The 19,170-nt window shown below is 66.9% G+C and carries 18 protein-coding genes and 1 tRNA gene; 11 read left to right on the top strand and 8 right to left on the bottom strand.

Going from position 1 to position 19,170, the window contains the following annotated elements; genetic code table 11:
• Window positions 1–6 precede the first annotated feature (6 nt).
• Window positions 7–81: transfer RNA gene (locus CAL26_RS05815), tRNA-Arg, on the top strand.
• A gap of 253 nt (window positions 82–334) precedes the next feature.
• Window positions 335–1,501: a D-alanyl-D-alanine endopeptidase gene (gene pbpG / locus CAL26_RS05810; RefSeq protein WP_094845919.1), complete on the top strand. Its 1,167-nt coding sequence runs from the start codon at window positions 335–337 to the stop codon at window positions 1,499–1,501.
• A gap of 46 nt (window positions 1,502–1,547) precedes the next feature.
• Here the strand turns inward: pbpG and CAL26_RS05805 are convergent, their stop codons facing one another.
• Window positions 1,548–2,189 carry an HD domain-containing protein gene (locus CAL26_RS05805; RefSeq protein WP_094845918.1) on the bottom strand — a complete coding sequence of 214 codons (642 nt, stop codon included), beginning with the start codon at window positions 2,187–2,189 and terminating at the stop codon, window positions 1,548–1,550.
• 124 nt (window positions 2,190–2,313) lie between these two features.
• Between CAL26_RS05805 and CAL26_RS05800 the strand changes: the two genes are divergently transcribed.
• On the top strand, window positions 2,314–3,282 hold the full coding sequence (locus CAL26_RS05800) for a GlxA family transcriptional regulator (RefSeq protein WP_094845917.1): 969 nt from the start codon (window positions 2,314–2,316) through the stop codon (window positions 3,280–3,282).
• Window positions 3,283–3,291: 9 nt separating this feature from the next.
• Here CAL26_RS05800 and ybaK read toward each other — a convergent pair whose 3' ends face one another.
• From ybaK to fumC, 3 genes are all read right to left on the bottom strand, one after another.
• Window positions 3,292–3,780, bottom strand: coding sequence for a Cys-tRNA(Pro) deacylase (ybaK, locus tag CAL26_RS05795; protein WP_094845916.1), 489 nt, complete (start codon window positions 3,778–3,780; stop codon window positions 3,292–3,294).
• A gap of 87 nt (window positions 3,781–3,867) precedes the next feature.
• A complete protein-coding gene (locus CAL26_RS05790) occupies window positions 3,868–4,851 on the bottom strand; it encodes a tripartite tricarboxylate transporter substrate binding protein BugE (RefSeq protein WP_094845915.1) in 984 nt (327 codons plus the stop codon).
• 224 nt (window positions 4,852–5,075) lie between these two features.
• Entirely contained in the window at window positions 5,076–6,473 is a 1,398-nt protein-coding gene (gene fumC, locus CAL26_RS05785; protein ID WP_094845914.1) for a class II fumarate hydratase, read from the bottom strand.
• 82 nt (window positions 6,474–6,555) lie between these two features.
• Here fumC and tsaE point away from each other — a divergent pair, with 82 nt between their 5' ends.
• Window positions 6,556–7,077, top strand: coding sequence for a tRNA (adenosine(37)-N6)-threonylcarbamoyltransferase complex ATPase subunit type 1 TsaE (gene tsaE / locus CAL26_RS05780; RefSeq protein WP_094845913.1), 522 nt, complete (start codon window positions 6,556–6,558; stop codon window positions 7,075–7,077).
• The gene (locus tag CAL26_RS05775) at window positions 7,023–8,408 is read left to right on the top strand and encodes an N-acetylmuramoyl-L-alanine amidase (RefSeq protein WP_094845912.1); all 1,386 of its coding nucleotides are present in this window, start codon (window positions 7,023–7,025) and stop codon (window positions 8,406–8,408) included. The genes tsaE and CAL26_RS05775 overlap by 55 nt, the downstream gene beginning before the upstream one ends.
• Here CAL26_RS05775 and CAL26_RS05770 read toward each other — a convergent pair.
• Complete coding sequence (locus CAL26_RS05770) at window positions 8,401–9,039, bottom strand: VTT domain-containing protein (RefSeq protein WP_094845911.1); 639 nt, start codon at window positions 9,037–9,039, stop codon at window positions 8,401–8,403. The two genes, CAL26_RS05775 and CAL26_RS05770, sit on opposite strands and share 8 nt — an antisense overlap.
• 100 nt (window positions 9,040–9,139) lie before the next feature.
• Here CAL26_RS05770 and mutL point away from each other — a divergent pair, with 100 nt between their 5' ends.
• Together mutL and miaA are read left to right on the top strand one after the other, a co-directional pair.
• The gene (gene mutL, locus CAL26_RS05765) at window positions 9,140–11,146 is read left to right on the top strand and encodes a DNA mismatch repair endonuclease MutL (RefSeq protein ID WP_094845910.1); all 2,007 of its coding nucleotides are present in this window, start codon (window positions 9,140–9,142) and stop codon (window positions 11,144–11,146) included.
• A gap of 73 nt (window positions 11,147–11,219) precedes the next feature.
• On the top strand, window positions 11,220–12,155 hold the full coding sequence (miaA, locus tag CAL26_RS05760; RefSeq protein WP_094845909.1) for a tRNA (adenosine(37)-N6)-dimethylallyltransferase MiaA: 936 nt from the start codon (window positions 11,220–11,222) through the stop codon (window positions 12,153–12,155).
• A 16-nt stretch (window positions 12,156–12,171) separates the two neighbouring features.
• On the opposite strand, the gene purM is transcribed toward miaA, so the two are convergent.
• On the bottom strand, window positions 12,172–13,221 hold the full coding sequence (gene purM, locus CAL26_RS05755) for a phosphoribosylformylglycinamidine cyclo-ligase (RefSeq protein ID WP_086063726.1): 1,050 nt from the start codon (window positions 13,219–13,221) through the stop codon (window positions 12,172–12,174).
• A gap of 207 nt (window positions 13,222–13,428) precedes the next feature.
• Here purM and hda point away from each other — a divergent pair, with 207 nt between their 5' ends.
• Genes hda through CAL26_RS05735 form a run of 4 tightly spaced genes read left to right on the top strand, consistent with a single transcriptional unit; the run spans window position 13,429 to window position 16,736 of the window.
• Window positions 13,429–14,130, top strand: a complete 702-nt coding sequence (gene hda / locus CAL26_RS05750; RefSeq protein WP_094845908.1) for a DnaA regulatory inactivator Hda — start codon at window positions 13,429–13,431, stop codon at window positions 14,128–14,130.
• Window positions 14,127–14,825 (top strand): HAD family hydrolase, encoded by a 699-nt coding sequence (locus CAL26_RS05745; protein ID WP_094845907.1) that lies wholly within the window; start codon window positions 14,127–14,129, stop codon window positions 14,823–14,825. The genes hda and CAL26_RS05745 overlap by 4 nt, the downstream gene beginning before the upstream one ends.
• A 5-nt stretch (window positions 14,826–14,830) precedes the next feature.
• Window positions 14,831–16,216, top strand: coding sequence for a polynucleotide adenylyltransferase PcnB (pcnB, locus tag CAL26_RS05740; protein WP_094845906.1), 1,386 nt, complete (start codon window positions 14,831–14,833; stop codon window positions 16,214–16,216).
• Between the two features lie 4 nt (window positions 16,217–16,220).
• Window positions 16,221–16,736, top strand: coding sequence for a 2-amino-4-hydroxy-6-hydroxymethyldihydropteridine diphosphokinase (locus CAL26_RS05735; RefSeq protein ID WP_094846029.1), 516 nt, complete (start codon window positions 16,221–16,223; stop codon window positions 16,734–16,736).
• 9 nt (window positions 16,737–16,745) lie between these two features.
• On the opposite strand, the gene CAL26_RS05730 is transcribed toward CAL26_RS05735, so the two are convergent.
• Both CAL26_RS05730 and CAL26_RS05725 read right to left on the bottom strand, forming a co-directional pair.
• Entirely contained in the window at window positions 16,746–18,266 is a 1,521-nt protein-coding gene (locus CAL26_RS05730) for a fumarate hydratase (protein WP_094845905.1), read from the bottom strand.
• 34 nt (window positions 18,267–18,300) lie between these two features.
• Complete coding sequence (locus CAL26_RS05725) at window positions 18,301–19,068, bottom strand: crotonase/enoyl-CoA hydratase family protein (protein ID WP_086063721.1); 768 nt, start codon at window positions 19,066–19,068, stop codon at window positions 18,301–18,303.
• Between the last annotated feature and the right edge of the window lie 102 nt (window positions 19,069–19,170).

Raw genomic sequence — 19,170 nt, 5'->3', positions numbered from 1 at the left:
GCACGTCTCGCCGTAGTTAAATGGATATAACCGGCCCCTCCTAAGGGTCAATTGGTGGTTCGATTCCACCCGGCGAGGCCATCCCCCCCCGCTCGCGCGCCGTCCCGCGCTGCCGGCCCCCCTCTTCCCTCCCCCAGCCCAGACCCTGCTCTTCCGTGCCGCGCCGTGCACCAGGATGAGCATCTGGCTGTTCGTCCGACGGAAATCTCGGATATCATCGCCGGGAAGCTTAAAAAGATTGTTTAAATTCTCAGGCTAACCCTATAATTCGATTCAACTTTCTGACGCGCCCCATTACGGTGCGTCGATCCAGTCATTCGGACCTGTCCTAACTATGGCGCTATTTTCGACACGTTCAGTGGTAACAGCGACCGCGCCGGTCCTGCTTGCCGCCTCCCTGTTCCTATCGCCCGGCGCCCGGGCGGCAGCTGATCCTTGCAAGGTCAACGCCAAGTCCTCCGCCTGCAAGGCGGCCCAGGCCAAGGCCAAGGCCAAGCAGACCACCACGACCACCGTCACCAAGAGCACGACCACCGCCAAGACCGGCAACAAGACGACGGTGGCGAAGACGGAAAGCAAGACCACGACCGTCGCCAAGAAAACGCCCGGCGGCAAGACCAACACGACCGTGCGCAAGGAAGTGGTCGCGGATACGACCACCAAATCCGGCAACAAGGTCGTCGCCCACAAGAGCACCGCCACGCGCAGCAAGGTCACCGCCGCCGCGCCGCCGGCCACGACCTCGGCCCAGGCCGCGGCCTTGCGCTCCAGCGTCGCCTACGTGCAGGACCTGGCCACGTCCACCGTGCTGTTCTCCAAGAACGAAGACACGATCAAGCCCATCGCCTCGATTTCCAAGCTCATGACCGCGCTGGTGGTGGTGGACGCCAACCAGCCCATGGATGAGATGCTGGAGGTCACCGATGACGACATCGACCGCCTGCGCCACGCCGCTTCGCGCCTGCCCGTCGGTTCGCGCCTGACGCGCGCCGACATGCTGCACGTCGCCCTGATGTCCTCGGAAAACCGCGCCGCCCATGCCCTGGGCCGCTATTACCCGGGCGGCATGCCGGCCTTCGTCAGGGCCATGAACGCCAAGGCGCGCGATCTGGGCATGATGGACACGCACTTCGTCGAGCCCACGGGCCTGTCCAGCGAAAACGTCTCGTCGCCGCGCGACCTGGCGCGCCTGCTGCGCGCGGCGGCGCAGCGGCCGCTGATCCACCGCTACACCACGGATACCGAGTACGACGTGGACATGGGCAAGGGCCACACGCGCACCTTCCGCAATACCAATGCGCTGGTGCGCAGCGCGGACTGGGACATCAAGGTATCGAAGACGGGCTTCATCAACGAAGCCGGCGAATGCCTGGTGATGCTGGTCAACATGCAGGGCCGCGAGCTGGCCATCGTGCTGCTCGACTCGCAAGGCAAGTATTCGCGCATTGCCGATGCCGTGCGCATCCGCAAGTTCGTGCAGAACGAAGTCGCGATGATGTAAACCGCGCCCCGGCGCCGTGCACGCGGCGCCGGGCCTCGCGTCCCCTTCAGGAACGCCAGGCCGAATCGCGGATGACACTGCAGAAGTTGCCGCGATGGAAGTGCGGCTCCTTGTCGGCGATGACGTCGGCCTTGACGTTGCCGAAGGTGGTGTCCGGCTTGTGCCTGATGCCATCGTAGAAGGTCTGGATGATGCCTTCCTTGAAATGGTCGCCGCGCGGATGCGCATGCACCACGGCTTCACGGTCGGCATCGGCGAAGCCGGAATAATCGATCCCCAGGACATCCATCTCCACGCCCGCCGTCAGCAACGCGACGACGGGATGCATGTGTTCGGGGATGCCGGGCGTCGTGTGCAATGCGATCGCCGTCCACACCAGATCGATCTCTTCCGGCGCGATCCCGTGGCTTTTCAGGAAGTCGCGGGCGACGTTGGCGCCATCCACCTCGAAACGCAGATGATCGCTGGCGTGCTGATGCGTCAGCCCCATGTCGTGGAACATGGCGCCGGCGTACAGCAGTTCCGGATCGAATTCCAGGCCGCGGCGCTTGCCGGCCAGGGCGCCGAAGTAGTACACCCGGCTCGAATGATGGAATAACAAGGAAGATTCGGTGTCGCGCACCAACTCGGTGATCTCGCGCGCCAACTGGCTGTCGGGGATGGCGATGCCGTCTATGGTCAGGCTCATGGCTGCTGCTCCGTAAGAGTGTGTGCGGCCATTGTGGAATCGCGGCGCCATGGCATCAATCGGCGGATTACGTCATATACTGCCATTTCGCGCGTGATCGGGACATGACGGGAGAATCGACGGAATGGCCAAGTCCATCGCCATCCTGGCCCTGCCCGGCGTCCAGCTGCTGGACGTCTCGGGACCCCTGGATGTATTCGCCCAGGCGAACCTGGAAGCCGGACGGGATTGCTACGACCTGCACGTGGTCGGCTACGAGCGCGGACCGCTGCGCAGCTCTTCCGGAGTGCGGGTCCTGCCGGACCTCGTCGCCGGCCAGACGGATGAGCGCTTCGACACGCTGCTGGTGGCCGGCGCGCCGCACGCGCACCAGTTGGCCTTGCGCAAGGATGTCATCGAATGGCTGCGCGGCAGCGCGCGCCGGGCGCGCCGCTACGGCTCGGTGTGCACCGGCGCCTTCGTGCTGGCCGCGGCCGGGCTGCTGGAGGGCCGCCGCATCACCACCCATTGGGCCGCGGTGCAGACGTTGATGCAGGCCTATCCGTCGGTCACCGTCGACGAGGACGCGCTCTATGTGCGCGACGGCAAGCTGCGCACCGCCGCCGGCGTGACGGCGGGCCTGGACCTGGCCCTGGCGCTGGTGGAAGAAGACCTGGGCCGCGATATCGCGCGCCGGGTGGCCAGCCAGCTGGTGATGTTCTTCAAGCGGCCGGGCGGCCAGTTGCAGTTCAGCCGCAAGGGCGAAACGCATGCGGCGGGCCGCTCGGTGCTGCAGGAAGTACAGCGCTGGGTCGCCGCCCATCCCGGGCTGCGGCATGACGTCGCCAGCCTGGCGGAACACGCGGGATTGAGCCCGCGCCATTTTGCCCGGCTGTTCCGCACGGAAACCGGCATCACACCGGCGTCATGGGTGGAAGCCGCACGCGTGGCGGCCGCCCGATCGATGCTGGAATCCGGTACCCGCATGCCCAAGCAGGTCGCGGCGGAGTGCGGCTTCGCCAATGCCGATACGCTGCGCCGCGCGTTCTGCAAGCACGTGGGAATCACGCCGGCGGAGTACCGCCGCCGCCATGCGCACGCGCAGGAATCCTGACGGCGGCGCCTATTCCAGCGCGACCGTCACCGGGCGCGCGCCCAGCAGATCGACCAGCACCGCCGGCGCGATACCGATCAGATAGCCCCGCCGCCCGCCATTGACGTAGATGGCCGGGTAGTCCAGCACGCTGGCCTCCACCCATACCGGCATGCGCTTGCGCGTCCCGAACGGAGACGTGCCGCCCACCTGGTACCCGGAATGGCGTTGCGCCACGTCCGGCTGGCAGGGGCCGACTTTCTTCAAGCCGGCCTGGCGCGCCAGGTTCTTCGTCGACACTTCGCGATCGCCATGCATCAACACGATCAATGGCCGCGCCGCTTCGTCTTCCATCACCAGGGTCTTGACGACGGCGTGCGGATCCAGGCGCAGCTGGCGCGCGGCCTCGCCCGCGCCGCCGTGGTCGACGTAGTCATAGGTGTGCTCGGTGTAGGCGACCTTGTGCTGCTTCAGGAATTGCGTCGCCGGCGTCTCGGATACGTGTCGTGTCTTGCTCATGATGACGCATTGTAGAAAAGAAAAGCCAGGCTCGATGCCTGGCTTTTCATCACGTCGCGCCCGGGCGGCGCCGGGCGATCGCGACCATTACTCCAGCTTGATGTTCTGCTTCTTGACGATTTCCTTCGCCCAGTCGTACTGCGACTTGATTTCCTTGGCGAATTCCTCGGGAGTGTTGCCGGACGGCTCGGAACCCTGTTCGTCCAGCGCCTTGATCACCTTGGGATCCTTCAGCGCCACCACGGCAGCGTCGCGCAGCTTGTTGACGATGGCCATCGGCGTGCCGGCGGGCGCCAGCAGGCCGTACCACACCGGCTGGTTCACCGCGGGGAAACCGACTTCCGCGAAGGTGGGAACGTCGGGCATGGTCTTGATGCGCGTGGGCCACGCCACTGCCATCGCGTTGATGGCCTTGGCCTGGATCTGCGGCATGGACGACGGCAGGTTGTCGAACAGGATCTCGATCTGGCCGCCAACCGCGTCGGCCAGCGCCGGGCCCGATCCCTTGTACGGCACATGCACGATGTCCGTGCCCGTGGCCAGCTTGAAGGACTCACCCATCAGGTGCAGCACGCCGCAGGTCCCCGAACTGCCGTAGGAATACTTGCCCGGGTTCTTCTTCAGCACATCCAGGAATTCCTTGAAATCCTTGACGGGCATCTTCTTGGGATTCACCGACACCACGTTGGCGGTATTGGCGAAGTTGGTGACCGGCTGGAAATCCTTGATCGGGTCGTAAGGCAGGTCGTTGGGGCGGCAGGCCGGGTTCACGGCCATGGTCGACACCGTGGCGATGGACAGCGTATAGCCATCGGGCGCGGCCTTGGCGGCTTCGGCCGCGCCGATGGCGCCGCCCGCGCCGCCCTTGTTTTCCACGACCATGGGCTGGCCCAGCTCCTGGCTCATGCGCTGGGTGACCAGGCGCGCGATGATGTCGGTGGAGCCGCCCGGCGCGAACGGGACGATCACGCGTATGGCGTGGCTGGGAAATTTATCGGCGGCCTGGGCGGAAGACGCCAGCGCCCCGGCGCCCAGTGCGATTGCCACGGCCAACGTGCGGATTTTCATCATTTGAGAGATCTCCTGTATGTTCTTCAACCCGCCCTTCGCGGGCTGATTTGACTGCGGAAGCGCATCGCCGGGCTTCTTGGGCCGGCGCGCCTTCCTGCACATTCGCCAGGATAGCAGCATTCTTTTACATGAGGTGGGAACGATCCCCGCAGCCGCCGGGCGAGGCGGCCGCGGGGACCGGTCCGGCCCTTGCCGTCGCGCGCGGCAGGGCCAGGGACCGTCGCCTACGGCTTGCGCCTGGCGTTGGTCATGTCACCCGGCACCACCCATTGCTGGAACTGGTCTTCGGTCACATGGCCCAGCTGCAGCGCCGCTTCCTTCAAGGAAAGGTTTTCCTTGTGCGCCTTCTTGGCGATCTGCGCGGCCTTGTCGTAGCCGATGTGCGGGTTCAGGGCGGTCACCAGCATCAGCGAACGGTCCACCAGCTCGGCGATGCGTTGGTGATTGGGCTCGATGCCCTTGGCGCAGTGTTCGTTGAAGCTGTTCATGCCGTCGGCCAGCAGGCGCACCGACTGCAGGAAGTTGTGTATCAGCAGGGGCTTGAACACGTTCAGCTCGAAGTTGCCGCTGGCGCCGCCGATATTGATGGCGACGTCGTTGCCCAGCACCTGCGCGCCCAGCATGGTGACGGCTTCGCACTGCGTCGGGTTGACCTTGCCCGGCATGATGGAGCTGCCGGGTTCGTTCTCCGGAATGCTGATTTCGCCCAGGCCGGAACGCGGGCCGCTGGCCAGCCAGCGCACGTCGTTGGCGATCTTGATCATGCCGGCGGCCAGCGTCTTCAGCGCGCCATGCATGAACAGCAGGGCCTCATGCGAAGCCAGGGCCTGGAATTTGTTGGGCGCCGACACGAAGGCCGCGCCGGTATCGTGCGCCAGCTGCGCCGATACGCGCGTGCTGAATTCGGGATGCGCGTTCAAGCCGGTGCCCACGGCCGTACCGCCGATGGCGAGTTGGTGCAGGCCGGGCAGCGCCGCGCGTATCTGCTGTTCGGACAGGTCCAGTTGCGCGACGTGGCCGGACAATTCCTGGCCGAGCGTCAATGGGGTGGCGTCCTGCAGGTGGGTACGGCCGATCTTGACGATGTCGTAGAACGCGGCGCTCTTTTCCGCCAGCGTCGCGCGCAGCGACTTCAGTGCCGGCAGCAGATGCTGTTCGACCTGCACCGCCGCGGCCACATGCATCGCCGTGGGGAAGGTGTCGTTGGACGACTGGCCGCGGTTCACGTGATCATTGGGATGCACCTTGCGGCCTTCGCCGCGCTCGCCGCCCAGGATTTCCGAGGCGCGATTGGCCAGCACCTCGTTCATGTTCATATTGCTTTGCGTGCCGGAGCCGGTCTGCCAGACCGACAAGGGAAACTCGTCGGGCCACTTGCCGGCGATGACTTCGTCGGCGGCCTTGACGATGGCGTCGGCGATGCCGCCATCCAGTTCGCCGAGCTGGGCGTTGACCTGCGCCGCCGCCTTCTTCAGCCGGGCCATCGCGTCGACCAGGGGCACCGGCATCTTTTCCGTGGAGATGGCGAAGAACTGCAGCGACCGCTGCGTCTGCGCGCCCCACAGGTGATCGGCCGGGACATCGATGGGGCCGAAGGTGTCTTTTTCGGTGCGGGTCTTCATGGTGATGCGGCTCCGTTGTTCGCCGGCGCGGCAGGCGCCTGCGGTTCCTATAATCCCTTGTTTTTACCACTCGCCTCGCGCCATGTCCCCCTCCAGCAGCCTGACCCTGCATCTGCCCGACGACCAGGCCACCGACGCGCTGGCGCGGCGATTCGCCCCTTTGCTCGACGGCAGGGCCGGAATCGCGCCGCCGGGCGGCCGCATCCACCTTTCGGGCGACCTGGGCGCCGGGAAAACTGCCTTCGTCCGGGCGCTGTTGCGAGAAAGCGGCATTAAGGGCCGGATCAAAAGCCCGAGCTATGCCCTGCTTGAAAGCTATAAAGTTTCTAACTTATACTTCTATCACTTTGATTTTTATAGATTTAGCGATCCGCGCGAGTGGCTGGACGCAGGATTCCGCGATTTACTGCGGGATGATGTGGTCGTCTTGATCGAATGGCCAGAGCGGGCGGAGGCCTTTTTGCCCCCTCCCGATCTGCACATACACCTGGCTTATGCCGATCAAGGACGCGACGCCACGTTGACCGCGCATACCGCTCGAGGACAACTATGGCTGAACGCGATTGTCCCCCCGCCGGCGCACCGGTCCACCGGAGCGCCCTGACGCGACGCCGCCTGATCGGCGCCGCGGCGACCCTGCTCGTCCTCCCCGTTATTCCGCGCCTGGCCCAGGCCGCCACCATCCTGGCGGTACGGACCTGGCCTGCCGACGAATACACCCGCGTGACGCTGGAACTGGACAGCGAACTCAAGGCGGAACAATTCACGCTGGAAAATCCCGACCGGCTGGTCGTCGATATCCAGGGCCTGTCGATGAGCCACTCTCTGAACGAGCTGGCGGCCAAGATCCGCAAGGACGATCCGTATATCCGTTCACTGCGCATCGCGCAGAACCGTCCCAATGTCGTGCGCCTGGTATTCGATCTGAAGCAGGCGGTGGCGCCGCAGATCTTCACGCTCAAGCCGGTGGCCGACTACCAGTTCCGGCTGGTGCTGGACCTCTATCCCAAGGTGGCCCAGGATCCCCTGATGGCGATCCTGAAAAAGTCGCCCGGACCGGACGTGGACGACCCGCTGGCGCGCATCCTGGACGATATTTCGCGCAATCCGCCCGGCCCGGCCACGGCGACGATTCCGCCTCCCGCGCCGCTGCCCAATACGCCCCCGCCGTCGGTCGCGCTGCCGCGTCCGAGCGACTCGCCGCCCAAGCTCAGCGGACGCAAGCGCATGCTGACCATCGCGCTGGATCCCGGCCACGGCGGCGAGGACCCGGGCGCCAGCGGCCAGACCGGCCTGCGTGAAAAAGACGTGGTATTGCGCATCGCCCATCGTCTGAAGGCCCTGATCGACTCGCAGCCGAACATGCGCGCGTACCTGACCCGCGATGACGATTATTTCGTCCCGCTGCACGTGCGCGTGCAGAAAGCCCGCCGCGTGCGCGCCGACCTGTTCGTCTCCATCCACGCGGATGCCTGGATCAAGCCCAGCGCCAGCGGTTCATCGGTTTTCGCCCTGTCGCAGCGTGGCGCTTCCAGCGCCGCGGCGCGCTGGATGGCGAACAAGGAAAACGCCGCCGACCTGATCGGCGGCGTGAACCTGGGCGCACACGACGAACAGGTCGCGAAAGTCCTGCTGGACCTGTCGACGTCGGCGCAGATCCACGATTCCCTGAAGCTGGGCAGCACGCTGCTGGAGGAAATCAAGAAGATCAACCGGCTGCACAAGGACGATGTCGAACAGGCCGGTTTCGCGGTGCTGAAGGCCCCCGATATTCCGTCCATCCTGGTGGAAACGGCGTTCATCAGCAATCCGAACGAGGAAGCGCTGCTGAAATCGTCGGCTCACCAGGACAAGCTGGCCCTGGCCATGTTCACGGGCATCCAGCGCTACCTGACCACCAACCCCCCGCTGGCGCGGGTGGGCGACGTCAGCTAGCCTGCCGGCGGCGCACCAGCTTCCACACCCCCGCCAGCACCAGCGGGGCGATCGCCGCCGCCAGGCCGACCAGCACGATCAGGTTCAGGTGCTCCTTGACCGCCGGGATGTTGCCGAAGAAGTATCCGGCGGCCACCAGGCTGCCCACCCACAGGATGGCGCCGGTGATATTGAAGAGCTGGAAACGCGCCACGCTCATTTCCGCCACCCCGGCCACGAAGGGCGCGAAGGTGCGCACCAGCGGGATGAAACGCGAAAGCACGATGGTCTTGCCGCCGTGCTTTTCGTAGAACGCGTGCGTGCGCATCAGCGCGGACCGGTCCAGGAAGCGCACGTTCATGGAAAAGACCCGCGGGCCGATGTAGCGCCCGATCGCATAGTTCAGGGTATTGCCGGTGATCGCCGCCACGATCAGCAGCACGCCCAGCAGCACGGGATCGATGTGGCCCGATGCGCCGAAGGCGCCGGCGATGAACAGCAGCGAATCGCCCGGCAGGAATGGCAGGACGACAAAACCCGTTTCGCCGAAAACGATCAGGAACAGGACCAGATAGACCCAGGCGCCATACTTGGCGACCCAGATCCCGAGCGTCTGGTCGACGTGCAACACCATATTCAGTAGATCGAGCATGCCGGCGAAATCAGGAAAGTAGGGGTGGGCGTAGCCCGCGACTATAGCCGACCCGGCACCCCGGCTAAAATCGATCGCAAACCCTGAGTCATCCTTGTCCATGTCCGACCGCCGCCCCATCACCGCCCTGCCCGACCTGTTGATCAGCCAGATCGCCGCTGGCGAGGTCATCGAGCGCCCCGCATCGGTGCTGAAAGAGCTGCTGGAAAACGCCATCGACGCCGGCGCGCGGGCCATCGAGGTCCGGCTGGAAGGCGGCGGCATCCGGCGCATCGCCGTCAGCGACGACGGCGGCGGCATTCCGCCGGAAGAACTGCCGCTGGCCCTGCGCCGCCATGCGACCAGCAAGATCGCCACGCTGAACGAACTGGAAGCGGTGGCGTCCATGGGTTTCCGCGGCGAAGCGCTGGCGTCCATCGCATCGGTCGCGCAGGTCACCCTGATCTCCCGTACGCGCGATGCGTCCCACGCGTCGCAGATCGATGCCGGCAGCGGCGAAATCGCCCCGGCCTCCGGCCCGGCCGGCACGACCGTGGACGTACGCCAATTGTTCGATGCGGTGCCGGCGCGGCGCAAATTCCTGCGGTCGGAGGCGACCGAGTTCGGCCATTGCCTGGATGCCATGGAGCGCATCGCGCTGGCGCATCCCCGCATCGCGTTCCGCCTGTTCCACCATGATCGCGCCCATCGCCAATGGCTGCCGGCCGAGCCGCCGCAGCGCATCCGCGACGTGCTGGGCGCGGAGTTCGCCGACCAGGGCCTGCTGATCAGCCGCGCGGTGGGGCCGGTCGCCTTGAGCGGCATGGTCACCCGGCCCACCGCGGCGCGGGCGCGGGCCGATCGCCAATACCTGTACGTGAACGGCCGCTTCGTGCGTGATCGCACGGTCAGCCACGCGCTGCGCAGCGCCTATGCGGATGTGCTGCATGGGGACCGCCAGCCGGCCTACGTGCTGTTCCTGGACATCGATCCCGCCGCGGTCGACGTCAACGTGCATCCGGCCAAGCATGAAGTGCGTTTCCGCGACAGCGGCGCGGTGCACCGCTTCGTGTCCCAGTCGGTCGCGGATGCGCTGGCGCAGACCGGCGGACAGAACGCCGCGGGTGGGGCAGCAGCGGCCGAGGCGCCGGACGCCTTGGCGGCGCGCGATGGCGTGGCCATGGGCGGCGGCGCGTACGCCGTTCCGGATACGCGCATGCCGGCTGGCAATGGCAATGGTGCTGGCAATCACGTTGGCAATTACGTTGGCAATGGCGCTGGCATAGGTCCGGGCGCCGGCGCGCGCCCGCATACGCAGATGCCCTTCCGTCTGCACACGCCGCCGGCAAGCGGCGGCTCGGCCGACTGGCAGAGCCTGTACCGCCCGCTGGAAGTCGGCACGAATGCCGCTGCCGCACAGCTCGGCAGCCGCGACGCGCCGGCCCTGGTCGACTACGCATCCGTCATGGCGGACGCCGCGCGCTTGCAAGCCGCCACGTCGCTGCGCGAACCCGCACCCGGCGGCGGCTTGCCGATGGACGAGGAACAGCCCCTGGGCATGGCCCTGGGCCAGTTGCACGGCATCTATATCCTGGCGCAGAACAGGCGCGGCCTGGTGCTGGTCGATATGCACGCCGCGCACGAGCGCGTCGTGTACGAGCAGCTCAAGAGCGCGCTGGATGCGCGCGACATGCCACGGCAGGACCTGCTGGTGCCCGTGGTGTTCAATGCGCAGGAAAAGGACGTCGCCCTGGTCGAGGAATGCGAGGAACAGATGGAAGAGCTGGGCTTCCGCATGCGGCCGTCCGGGCCGGCGTCCATCGCGGTGCGTTCGGTGCCGGCGCTGCTGGCGCGCGGCGACGTGGAATCGCTGGCGCGCGCGGTGCTGCGCGACCTGGCCACGGTCGGCGTGTCGCGGCTGTTGACCGAACAACGCAACGAACTGCTGTCCACCATGGCATGCCATGGCTCGGTGCGCGCGAACCGGCGCCTGACCATCGAAGAGATGAACGCGCTGCTGCGCCGCATGGAAGCCACCGAGCGGGCGGACCAATGCAACCATGGCCGGCCCACCTGGGTGCAATGGTCGGTGGCGGAGCTGGACCGGCTTTTCCTGCGCGGGCAATGAGACGCATGACCCAGTGCATGCATCAAAACCCACATCGACATCCGAACCAGCGCCCGCGATACCGCGTCACGGCATGACCCGCCGCACCATTCTCTGCCTGACCGGCCCCACCGCCGCCGGCAAGAGCGCCGCCACGCTGGCGCTGGCGCGGCGCTGGCCGCTGGAAATCGTCAACGTCGATTCGGCGACCATCTATCGCGGCATGGACATCGGCACGGCCAAGCCGACCGCCGAAGAGCGCGCGCGCGTGCCGCAGCACCTGCTCGACATTCGCGACCCCGTGCAGGCGTATTCGGCGGCGGAATTCCGAACCGACGCCTTGCGCCTGATCGCCGATATCCACGCGCGCGGCCGCATCCCGCTGCTGGCGGGCGGGACCATGCTGTACTTCAAGGCGCTGCGCGAAGGGCTGGATGACCTGCCCTCGGCCGACCCCGCCCTGCGGGCCTCACTGGAAGCACGGGCGGCGCAGCAGGGCTGGCCGGCGATGCACGATGAGCTGGCGCGCCTGGACCCGGTGACCGCGGCGCGGCTCAAGCCCAATGACAGCCAGCGCATACAGCGGGCCCTGGAAGTGTGCATCGTCAGCGGACGACCCATGTCGTCGCTGTTCCGGCGCGCTGCCGCACCCCAGGACCACGATTATGTGACCATCAGCATGGAGCCGGCCGATCGCGCCGCGCTGCATGCGCGCATCGCGCGGCGCTTCGACACGATGCTGGAACAGGGACTCGTGGAAGAAGTCGCGGCGCTGCGGGCGCGCGGCGACCTGCATACGGGATTGCCGTCGGTGCGCTGCGTGGGCTATCGCCAGATATGGGCCTACCTGGAGGGCGAAGTCGACCTGCCCACCGCGCGGGAACAAGGCATCGCCGCGACGCGGCAGCTTGCCAAACGGCAGATCACCTGGCTGCGCGCGCAGCCGGAACGACTGGTCGTGGACAGCCTGGCCCCCGATGCGACGGAGCAGGTGGAAAGGACCTGCGCCAGGATCCTGGCGCAGACCTAGCGCCGGAGAGCGGCGATCAGCGAACCACGGTCTGCGGGGCGTCGCCCTGGCGGGCGACGACCACGCCGATCCGGTCGACGGTTTCGCCCTGCTCACGCAAGGTGGCCGCGACGGCGTCGGCCTGGGCCGCGTCGACCACGATGGCCATGCCGATGCCGCAGTTGAAGACGCGATGCATTTCCGCGTCCGCCACGCCGCCCTGCTGCTGCAGCCAGCTGAACAGCGGGGGCATCTTCCAGGCGTCCCGCTGCAATTCGGCGGCGACGTCCGCCTGCAGGATGCGCGGCACGTTTTCGACCAAGCCGCCGCCGGTGATATGGGCCATGCCCTTGATGGCGGCCCCATGGCGCGCCAGCGCGGCCAGCACCGGCTTGACGTAGATGCGGGTGGGCGCCATGACGACGTCGCCCAGGGGCTGGCCCTGGAAGTCCTGCTCCGGCCGGGCGCCGGCACGGTCGAGGATCTTGCGCACCAGCGAATAACCGTTGGAATGCGCGCCGCTGGACGCCAGGCCCAGGATGGCGTCGCCCGGCCGGATCGACTTGCCGTCCAGGATGGCGGACTTTTCCACCGCGCCGACGGCAAAGCCGGCCAGGTCGTACTCGCCATCGGGATACATGCCCGGCATTTCGGCGGTTTCACCGCCGATCAGGGCGCAACCGGCCAGTTCGCAGCCGCGCGCGATGCCGCCGACCACCGCCGCGGCGGTGTCCACGGCCAGCTTGCCGCAGGCGAAATAATCCAGGAAGAACAAGGGTTCGGCGCCCTGGACGAGGATGTCGTTGACGCTCATCGCCACCAGGTCGATACCCACGGTGTCGTGCCGGTTCCACTGGAAGGCCAGCTTGAGCTTGGTGCCCACGCCATCCGTACCCGACACGAGCACCGGTTCGCGGTATTTCCCGGGGACTTCGAACAGTGCGCCGAAGCCGCCGATGCCGGCCAGCACGCCGGGCCGCATGGTGCGAGCCGCCAGCGGCTTGATGCGGTCGACCAGGGCGTCACCCGCGTCGATATCGACACCGGCGTCGCGATAGGTCAGCGGGGCGGAAGGTTGATTTGTCATGAGGAAAACCGTGGGGTGTGTAAAAATTGCGGGATTTTTTCAAGTCAGCTTTCCTGATTTTACGATGAGCCCACCTTTTCTACGCCAGCGGACCTCCGAAGCGGGTTTTGGCCGCGCCGCGCCAGGCCGAGCCGCGCCAGGCCGAGCCGCGCCAGGCCGAGCCACGCCAGGCCGGCCCGCGCCTGGGCGGGCTCCCGGCTTCTCCAAATGAATCGCCAGCTGCTGCTAGACGTCCTGCCCGAGCCTGCTCCGTCGCTCGGCAACTACATACCCGGCCCCAACGGACAGGCGCTGGACGCGGCGCGCCGCCTCGCGCCCGGACATGCGCTGTACCTCTGGGGCCCGGCCGGCTGCGGGCGCAGCCATCTGCTGCGCGCCATCGCCGGGACGCCCGGCGGCCGCTATATCGGCGCCCAGGACGCTGCCGCCGCGCTGGCTGGCCTGGCCCAGGCCAGTCCCACCGACCCCATGCCCCGCGTCGTGGCGGTGGATGACCTGCACCGCATGGACGAAGCCGGGCAGGCGTCGCTGTTTGCCTTGTACAATCGCTGGCGCGAGTCGGCGGCCACCCAGCATGCATTCGCGCTGGCCGTCGCCGGGGACCGCGCGCCCCTGGCCATGCCGCTGCGCGAAGACCTTCGCACCCGGCTGGGCTGGGACCTGGTGTTCCGCCTGGACCCGCTGTCGGATGCCGACAAGCTGGCGGCGCTGTCCGCGCAGGCCGCCGAGCGAGGACTGCAACTGGCGCCGGAAGTCATCAATTGGATGCTGACGCATTACGAGCGCGACATGCGCCGCCTGGCCGCGCTGCTGGACGCGCTGGACCGCTATTCGCTGGCCACGCGCCGGCCCCTGACCATACCGCTGCTGCGCGCGATGCTGGCGGACCCGGATACTCCTACTTCATGACTGCTGCACGCCTGGCCCTCTTCGATCTCGATCACACGCTCCTGCCTCTGGATAGCGATTACCAATGGGCCGATTTCCTGGCCCGTACCGGCCGCGCCGGCGACCCGGACGAAGCCCGCGCGCGCAACGAAGACCTGATGGCCCGCTACAACCGCGGCGAACTGACCGCCGAGCAGTCGGCGGCGTTCATGCTGGGCCTGCTGGCCGCCCATACGCCCTTCGAGCTGGCCCTGTGGCACGAGGAATACATGGCGCAGGTCATCCGCCCCGCCATCGAGGCCAGCGCCGTGCAACTGGTGCGCCAGCACCTGGAAGCGGGCGACCTGTGCGCCGTGGTCACCGCCACCAATCATTTCGTCACCGCGCCCATCAGCCGCGCCTTCGGCATTCCGCACCTGATCGCCACCGACGCGGAATACGTCGCCGGCCGCTACACCGGCCGCATCGCCGGCACCCCCAGCTTCAAGGAAGGCAAGGTGGTGCGGGTGCGGGAATGGCTGGCCAGCATGGGGCTGGCCCTTGCGGATTTCTCCGAAACGTTTTTTTATAGCGACTCGATCAACGACGTACCGCTGCTCGAAGCGGTCACCCGGCCGGTGGCGACCAATCCCAGTCCCGCGCTGCACGAGCTCGCGCGGGCGAACGGATGGCAGGTGCTGAATTTGTTCGCCCACATGGAAGATGCGAAGTCCTGAATTCGATGATCACCGAAACCATAAAAAAATTCGTCGCCCGGCTATTCCCGGCGCGCGGCCCGCAGCGTATTTCGAAAGAGCGCCACGGTATCGATCGCCGCAACGTTTCGCGGCATGCCATCAAGGTCTGCGAAGTCCTGCGACAGGCAGGCTATGAGGCCTACATCGTCGGCGGCGCGGTACGCGACCTGATCGTCGGCATGGAGCCCAAGGATTTCGACGTGGCCACCAATGCCACGCCGGAAGAAATCCGCCCCCTGTTCCGCCGCGCCCGCATCATCGGCCGGCGCTTCCAGCTGGTCCACGTCGTTTTCGGCCAGGAGATCATCGAGACCTCCACCTTCCGGGCCTTGGCCACCGGCGACCAGGAAACGGACGAACATGGGCGCATCCTGCGCGACAACGTCTTCGGCAGCCAGGAAGAAGACGCCGCGCGCCGCGACTTCACCCTGAACGCCCTGTACTACGACCCGCTGACGGAAGTCGTCATCGACTACCACCAGGGCGTGGCCGACCTGAAAAAGCGCGTGGTGCGCATGATCGGCGATCCCGCCAGGCGCTATCGCGAGGATCCGGTGCGCATGCTGCGCGCCGTGCGCTTCGCGGCCAAGCTGAATTTCGTCATCGACGACGAAACGCGCGCGCCGATCCGCGCCATGTCCGCCCTGATCGAGAACGTGCCCGCGTCGCGGCTGTTCGACGAGATGCTCAAGCTGCTGACCTGCGGCCACGCCATGGACTGCCTGCGCCAGCTGCGCGCCGAAGGCCTGCATCACGGCGTGCTGCCTTTGCTGGATGTCGTGCTGGAGCAGCCTCAGGGCGAGCAGTTCGTCGAGCTGGCGCTGGAACGCACCGACGCGCGCGTGCGCGCCGGCAAGACCATCAGTCCCAGTTTCCTGTTCGCCTCGCTGCTCTGGCAGCAGGTGGAAGTGCGCTGGCGCGACCTGTGCAAGCAGGGCGAGCTGCCCATCCCCGCCCTGCTGCAGGCGGCGGACTCGGTGCTGGACGAGCAGACCGAAAAGCTGGCGATCCAGCGCCGGTTTTCTTCCGACATGCGGGAAATCTGGTTCATGCAACCGCGCTTCGAACGGCGCGTGGGCAAGACCATCTTCCGCATGCTGGAGCAGCCGCGCTTCCGCGCGGCCTGCGATTTCCTGCAGCTGCGCGCGGCGGCGGGCGAGTTCGATAGCGTGCTGGCGCAATGGTGGATGGATCTGGCCAATGCCGACGACATCACCCGCGCCCAGATGATAGACGAGGCCTCGCGCGCGCCCCGCGCCAAGGGCGATGAACCCGCGCCCCGGCGGCGCCGTACGCGGCGGCGCAGCGGTGGCGGCGACCAAGGCGGCCAAGGCGGCCAGCCCGTCATCGCCCAGGGCGGCGACGAGTAGCGCCATGCAGGCGGACCGAGCGGTTCCGCCCGGCGCGTTTGCCTACATCGGCCTGGGCGCGAACCTGGGCGATGGCGCCGCCACGCTGCGGGCCGCCTTGCGCCAGCTGGCGGCCCTGCCGGATACCCGGGAATGCACGGCATCGCCCTTCTACCGGTCCGCGCCGGTGGACGCCACGGGTCCGGATTTCGTCAATGCGGTCGCGCGCCTGCGCACCACGCTGGCGCCGCTGGATCTGCTGGATGCCCTGCAGGCCATCGAGCTCGAGCAAGGCCGCGCGCGGCCTTACCGCAACGCGCCGCGCACCCTGGACCTGGACCTGCTGCTCTACGATGACCTGCGCCTGGATACGCCGCGCCTGACGCTGCCGCATCCGCGCATGCATGAACGCGCTTTCGTGCTGCTGCCCCTGCGCGACCTGACGCCGGACATGCGGCTGCGGGACGAAACGCTGGACGCCCTGCTGGCGCGTTGCGCGGACCAGGCCATTCACCGAATGGCCGGTCCCGGCGATCGCTGAGTCTTCGCGTCAGGCCACGGCGACGGGAATCTTGCCGATCTTCGCCTGCCATTCGCGCGGGCCGGTGGTATGCACCGACGTGCCCTGCGCATCCACGGCCACCGTCACCGGCATGTCCTTGACGTCGAACTCGTAGATCGCTTCCATGCCCAGGTCTTCGAACGCCAGCACCTTGGCGGCGCGGATCGCCTTGGAAACCAGGTAGGCCGCGCCGCCCACCGCCATCAGGTACGCAGACTGGTGCTTGCGGATGGCCTCGATCGCCACCGGACCGCGCTCCGACTTGCCGATCATGGCGATCAGGCCGGTCTTGTCCAGCATCATGTCGGTGAACTTGTCCATGCGGGTGGACGTGGTGGGGCCGGCCGGGCCGACGACTTCGTCGCGCACCGGATCGACCGGGCCGACGTAATAGATCACGCGATTGCGGAAGTCGACCGGCAATTGCTCGCCCTTGGCCAGCATGTCCTGGATGCGCTTGTGCGCGGCGTCGCGGCCGGTCAGCATCTTGCCCGACAGCAGCAGGGTCTGGCCCGGCTTCCAGCTGGCGACTTCTTCCTTGGTCAGGGTGTTCAGGTCGACCTGCCTGGACTTGTTGTAGTCCGGCGCCCAGCGCACTTCCGGCCATTCCGACAGCGCCGGCGGCGTCAGGTGCGCGGGACCGCTGCCGTCCAGCTCGAAGTGCGCATGGCGGGTCGCCGCGCAGTTCGGAATCATCGCCACGGGCAGCGAGGCCGCATGCGTGGGGAAGGTGGAGATCTTGATGTCCAGCACGGTGGTCAGGCCGCCCAGGCCCTGCGCGCCTATGCCCAGCGCGTTGACCTTTTCGTAGAGCTCGATGCGCAGCTCTTCCAGCTTGTTCTGCGGGCCGCGCTGCAGCAGCTCGTACATGTCGATGTCTTCCATCAGCGACTGCTTGGCCATCAGCATGGCTTTTTCGGCCGTGCCGCCGACGCCGATGCCCAGCATGCCGGGCGGACACCAGCCGGCGCCCATGGTCGGGACCGTCTTCAGCACCCAGTCCACCAGCGAATCGCTGGGATTGAGCATGGCGAACTTGGACTTGTTCTCGGAACCGCCGCCCTTGGACGCCAGCTGCACGTCGACCTTGTCGCCGGGGACCAGTTCGACGTTGACGATACAGGGCGTGTTGTCCTTGGTATTGCGCCGGGCGAACAGCGGATCGGCCAGCACCGATGCGCGCAAGGGATTGTCGGGATTGGTGTAGCCGCGGCGCACGCCTTCGTCGCACAGTTCCTGCAGGCTGCGCGCCGTGTCGAAACGCACGTTCATGCCGACTTTCAGGAACACGTTGACGATACCGGTGTCCTGGCACAGCGGGCGCTTGCCTTCGGCGCACATGCGCGAATTGGTCAGGATCTGCGCGATGGCGTCGCGGGCCGCGGGACTTTCCTCGCGCTCATAGGCGCGCGCCAGGTGGCGCAGGTAGTCCACGGGATGGTAGTAGCTGATGAACTGGATCCCATCCGCGATGGACTGGATGAAGTCTTCTTCCTTGATGACGGTCATGACGTGCTGTAGCGTAAGGTTGAGCGATGAAGGTTTATTTTCCCTGCCAGACCGGCTTGCGCTTTTCGGCGAAGGCCAGTGCGCCTTCCTTGGCGTCGGCGGACGTGAATATATGCGCAATCAGGGGCCGCTGGCGATCGAACATGCCGGCCTGCTCCCAATCGACGGCCTGCGACACGATGCTTTTGGCGGTCTGGACGGCCAGGGGACCGTTTTCGACGATGGTGCGGGCCAGGGCCTTGGCCTCGTCCAGCGCCTTGCCGGGTTCCGTCAGGCGATTGACCAGGCCGAAAGCGTGGGCGCGTTCCGCCCCCAGCATGTCGCCGGTCAGGATGATTTCCATGGCGATGTGGTACGGCAGCCGGCGCGGCAGCCGCAGCATGCCGCCCGAGCCCGCCACCAGGCCGCGCTTGACCTCCGGCAGGCCGAAACTGGCGTTGCGGGCCGCGACGAGCAGGTCGCAGGCCAGCGCCATTTCGAAGCCGCCCGCCAGCGCGTAGCCTTCCACGGCGGCGATCAGCGGCTTCTTGGGCGGCGCTTCGTTCAGGCCGGCGAAGCCGCGTCCCGGGATCAGCGGCCGTTCGCCGCGCTGCCCGAAGGCCTTCAGGTCCATGCCGGACGAAAAGGTATTGTTGGCGCCGGTCAGGATGCCGATGCGCACGGCCGGATCCTTGTCCAGCTGGTCCAGCGCGGCGGCCATCGCCTGCGCGGTTTCCAGGTTGATGGCGTTGCGGGCGTCCGGACGGTTGATGGTGATGGTCTGGATGCCGTCTTCGACTGCCACCTCGATCAGGTCGGCCATGTGCTGTTCTCCTTCCAGTTGGCGGATGCGCGCCGCGGGGGCGCGCGAGGCGCGGAAATGGAATGATACGACCAACGCCGCGCAAGGATTTTCCGGCGGACG

It is taken from the genome of Bordetella genomosp. 9 (assembly GCF_002261425.1).
Taxonomy (GTDB): domain Bacteria; phylum Pseudomonadota; class Gammaproteobacteria; order Burkholderiales; family Burkholderiaceae_B; genus Bordetella_C.
Note: the sequence above shows the minus strand (reverse complement) of the source record. Positions and strands in the feature narration are given on the sequence as shown.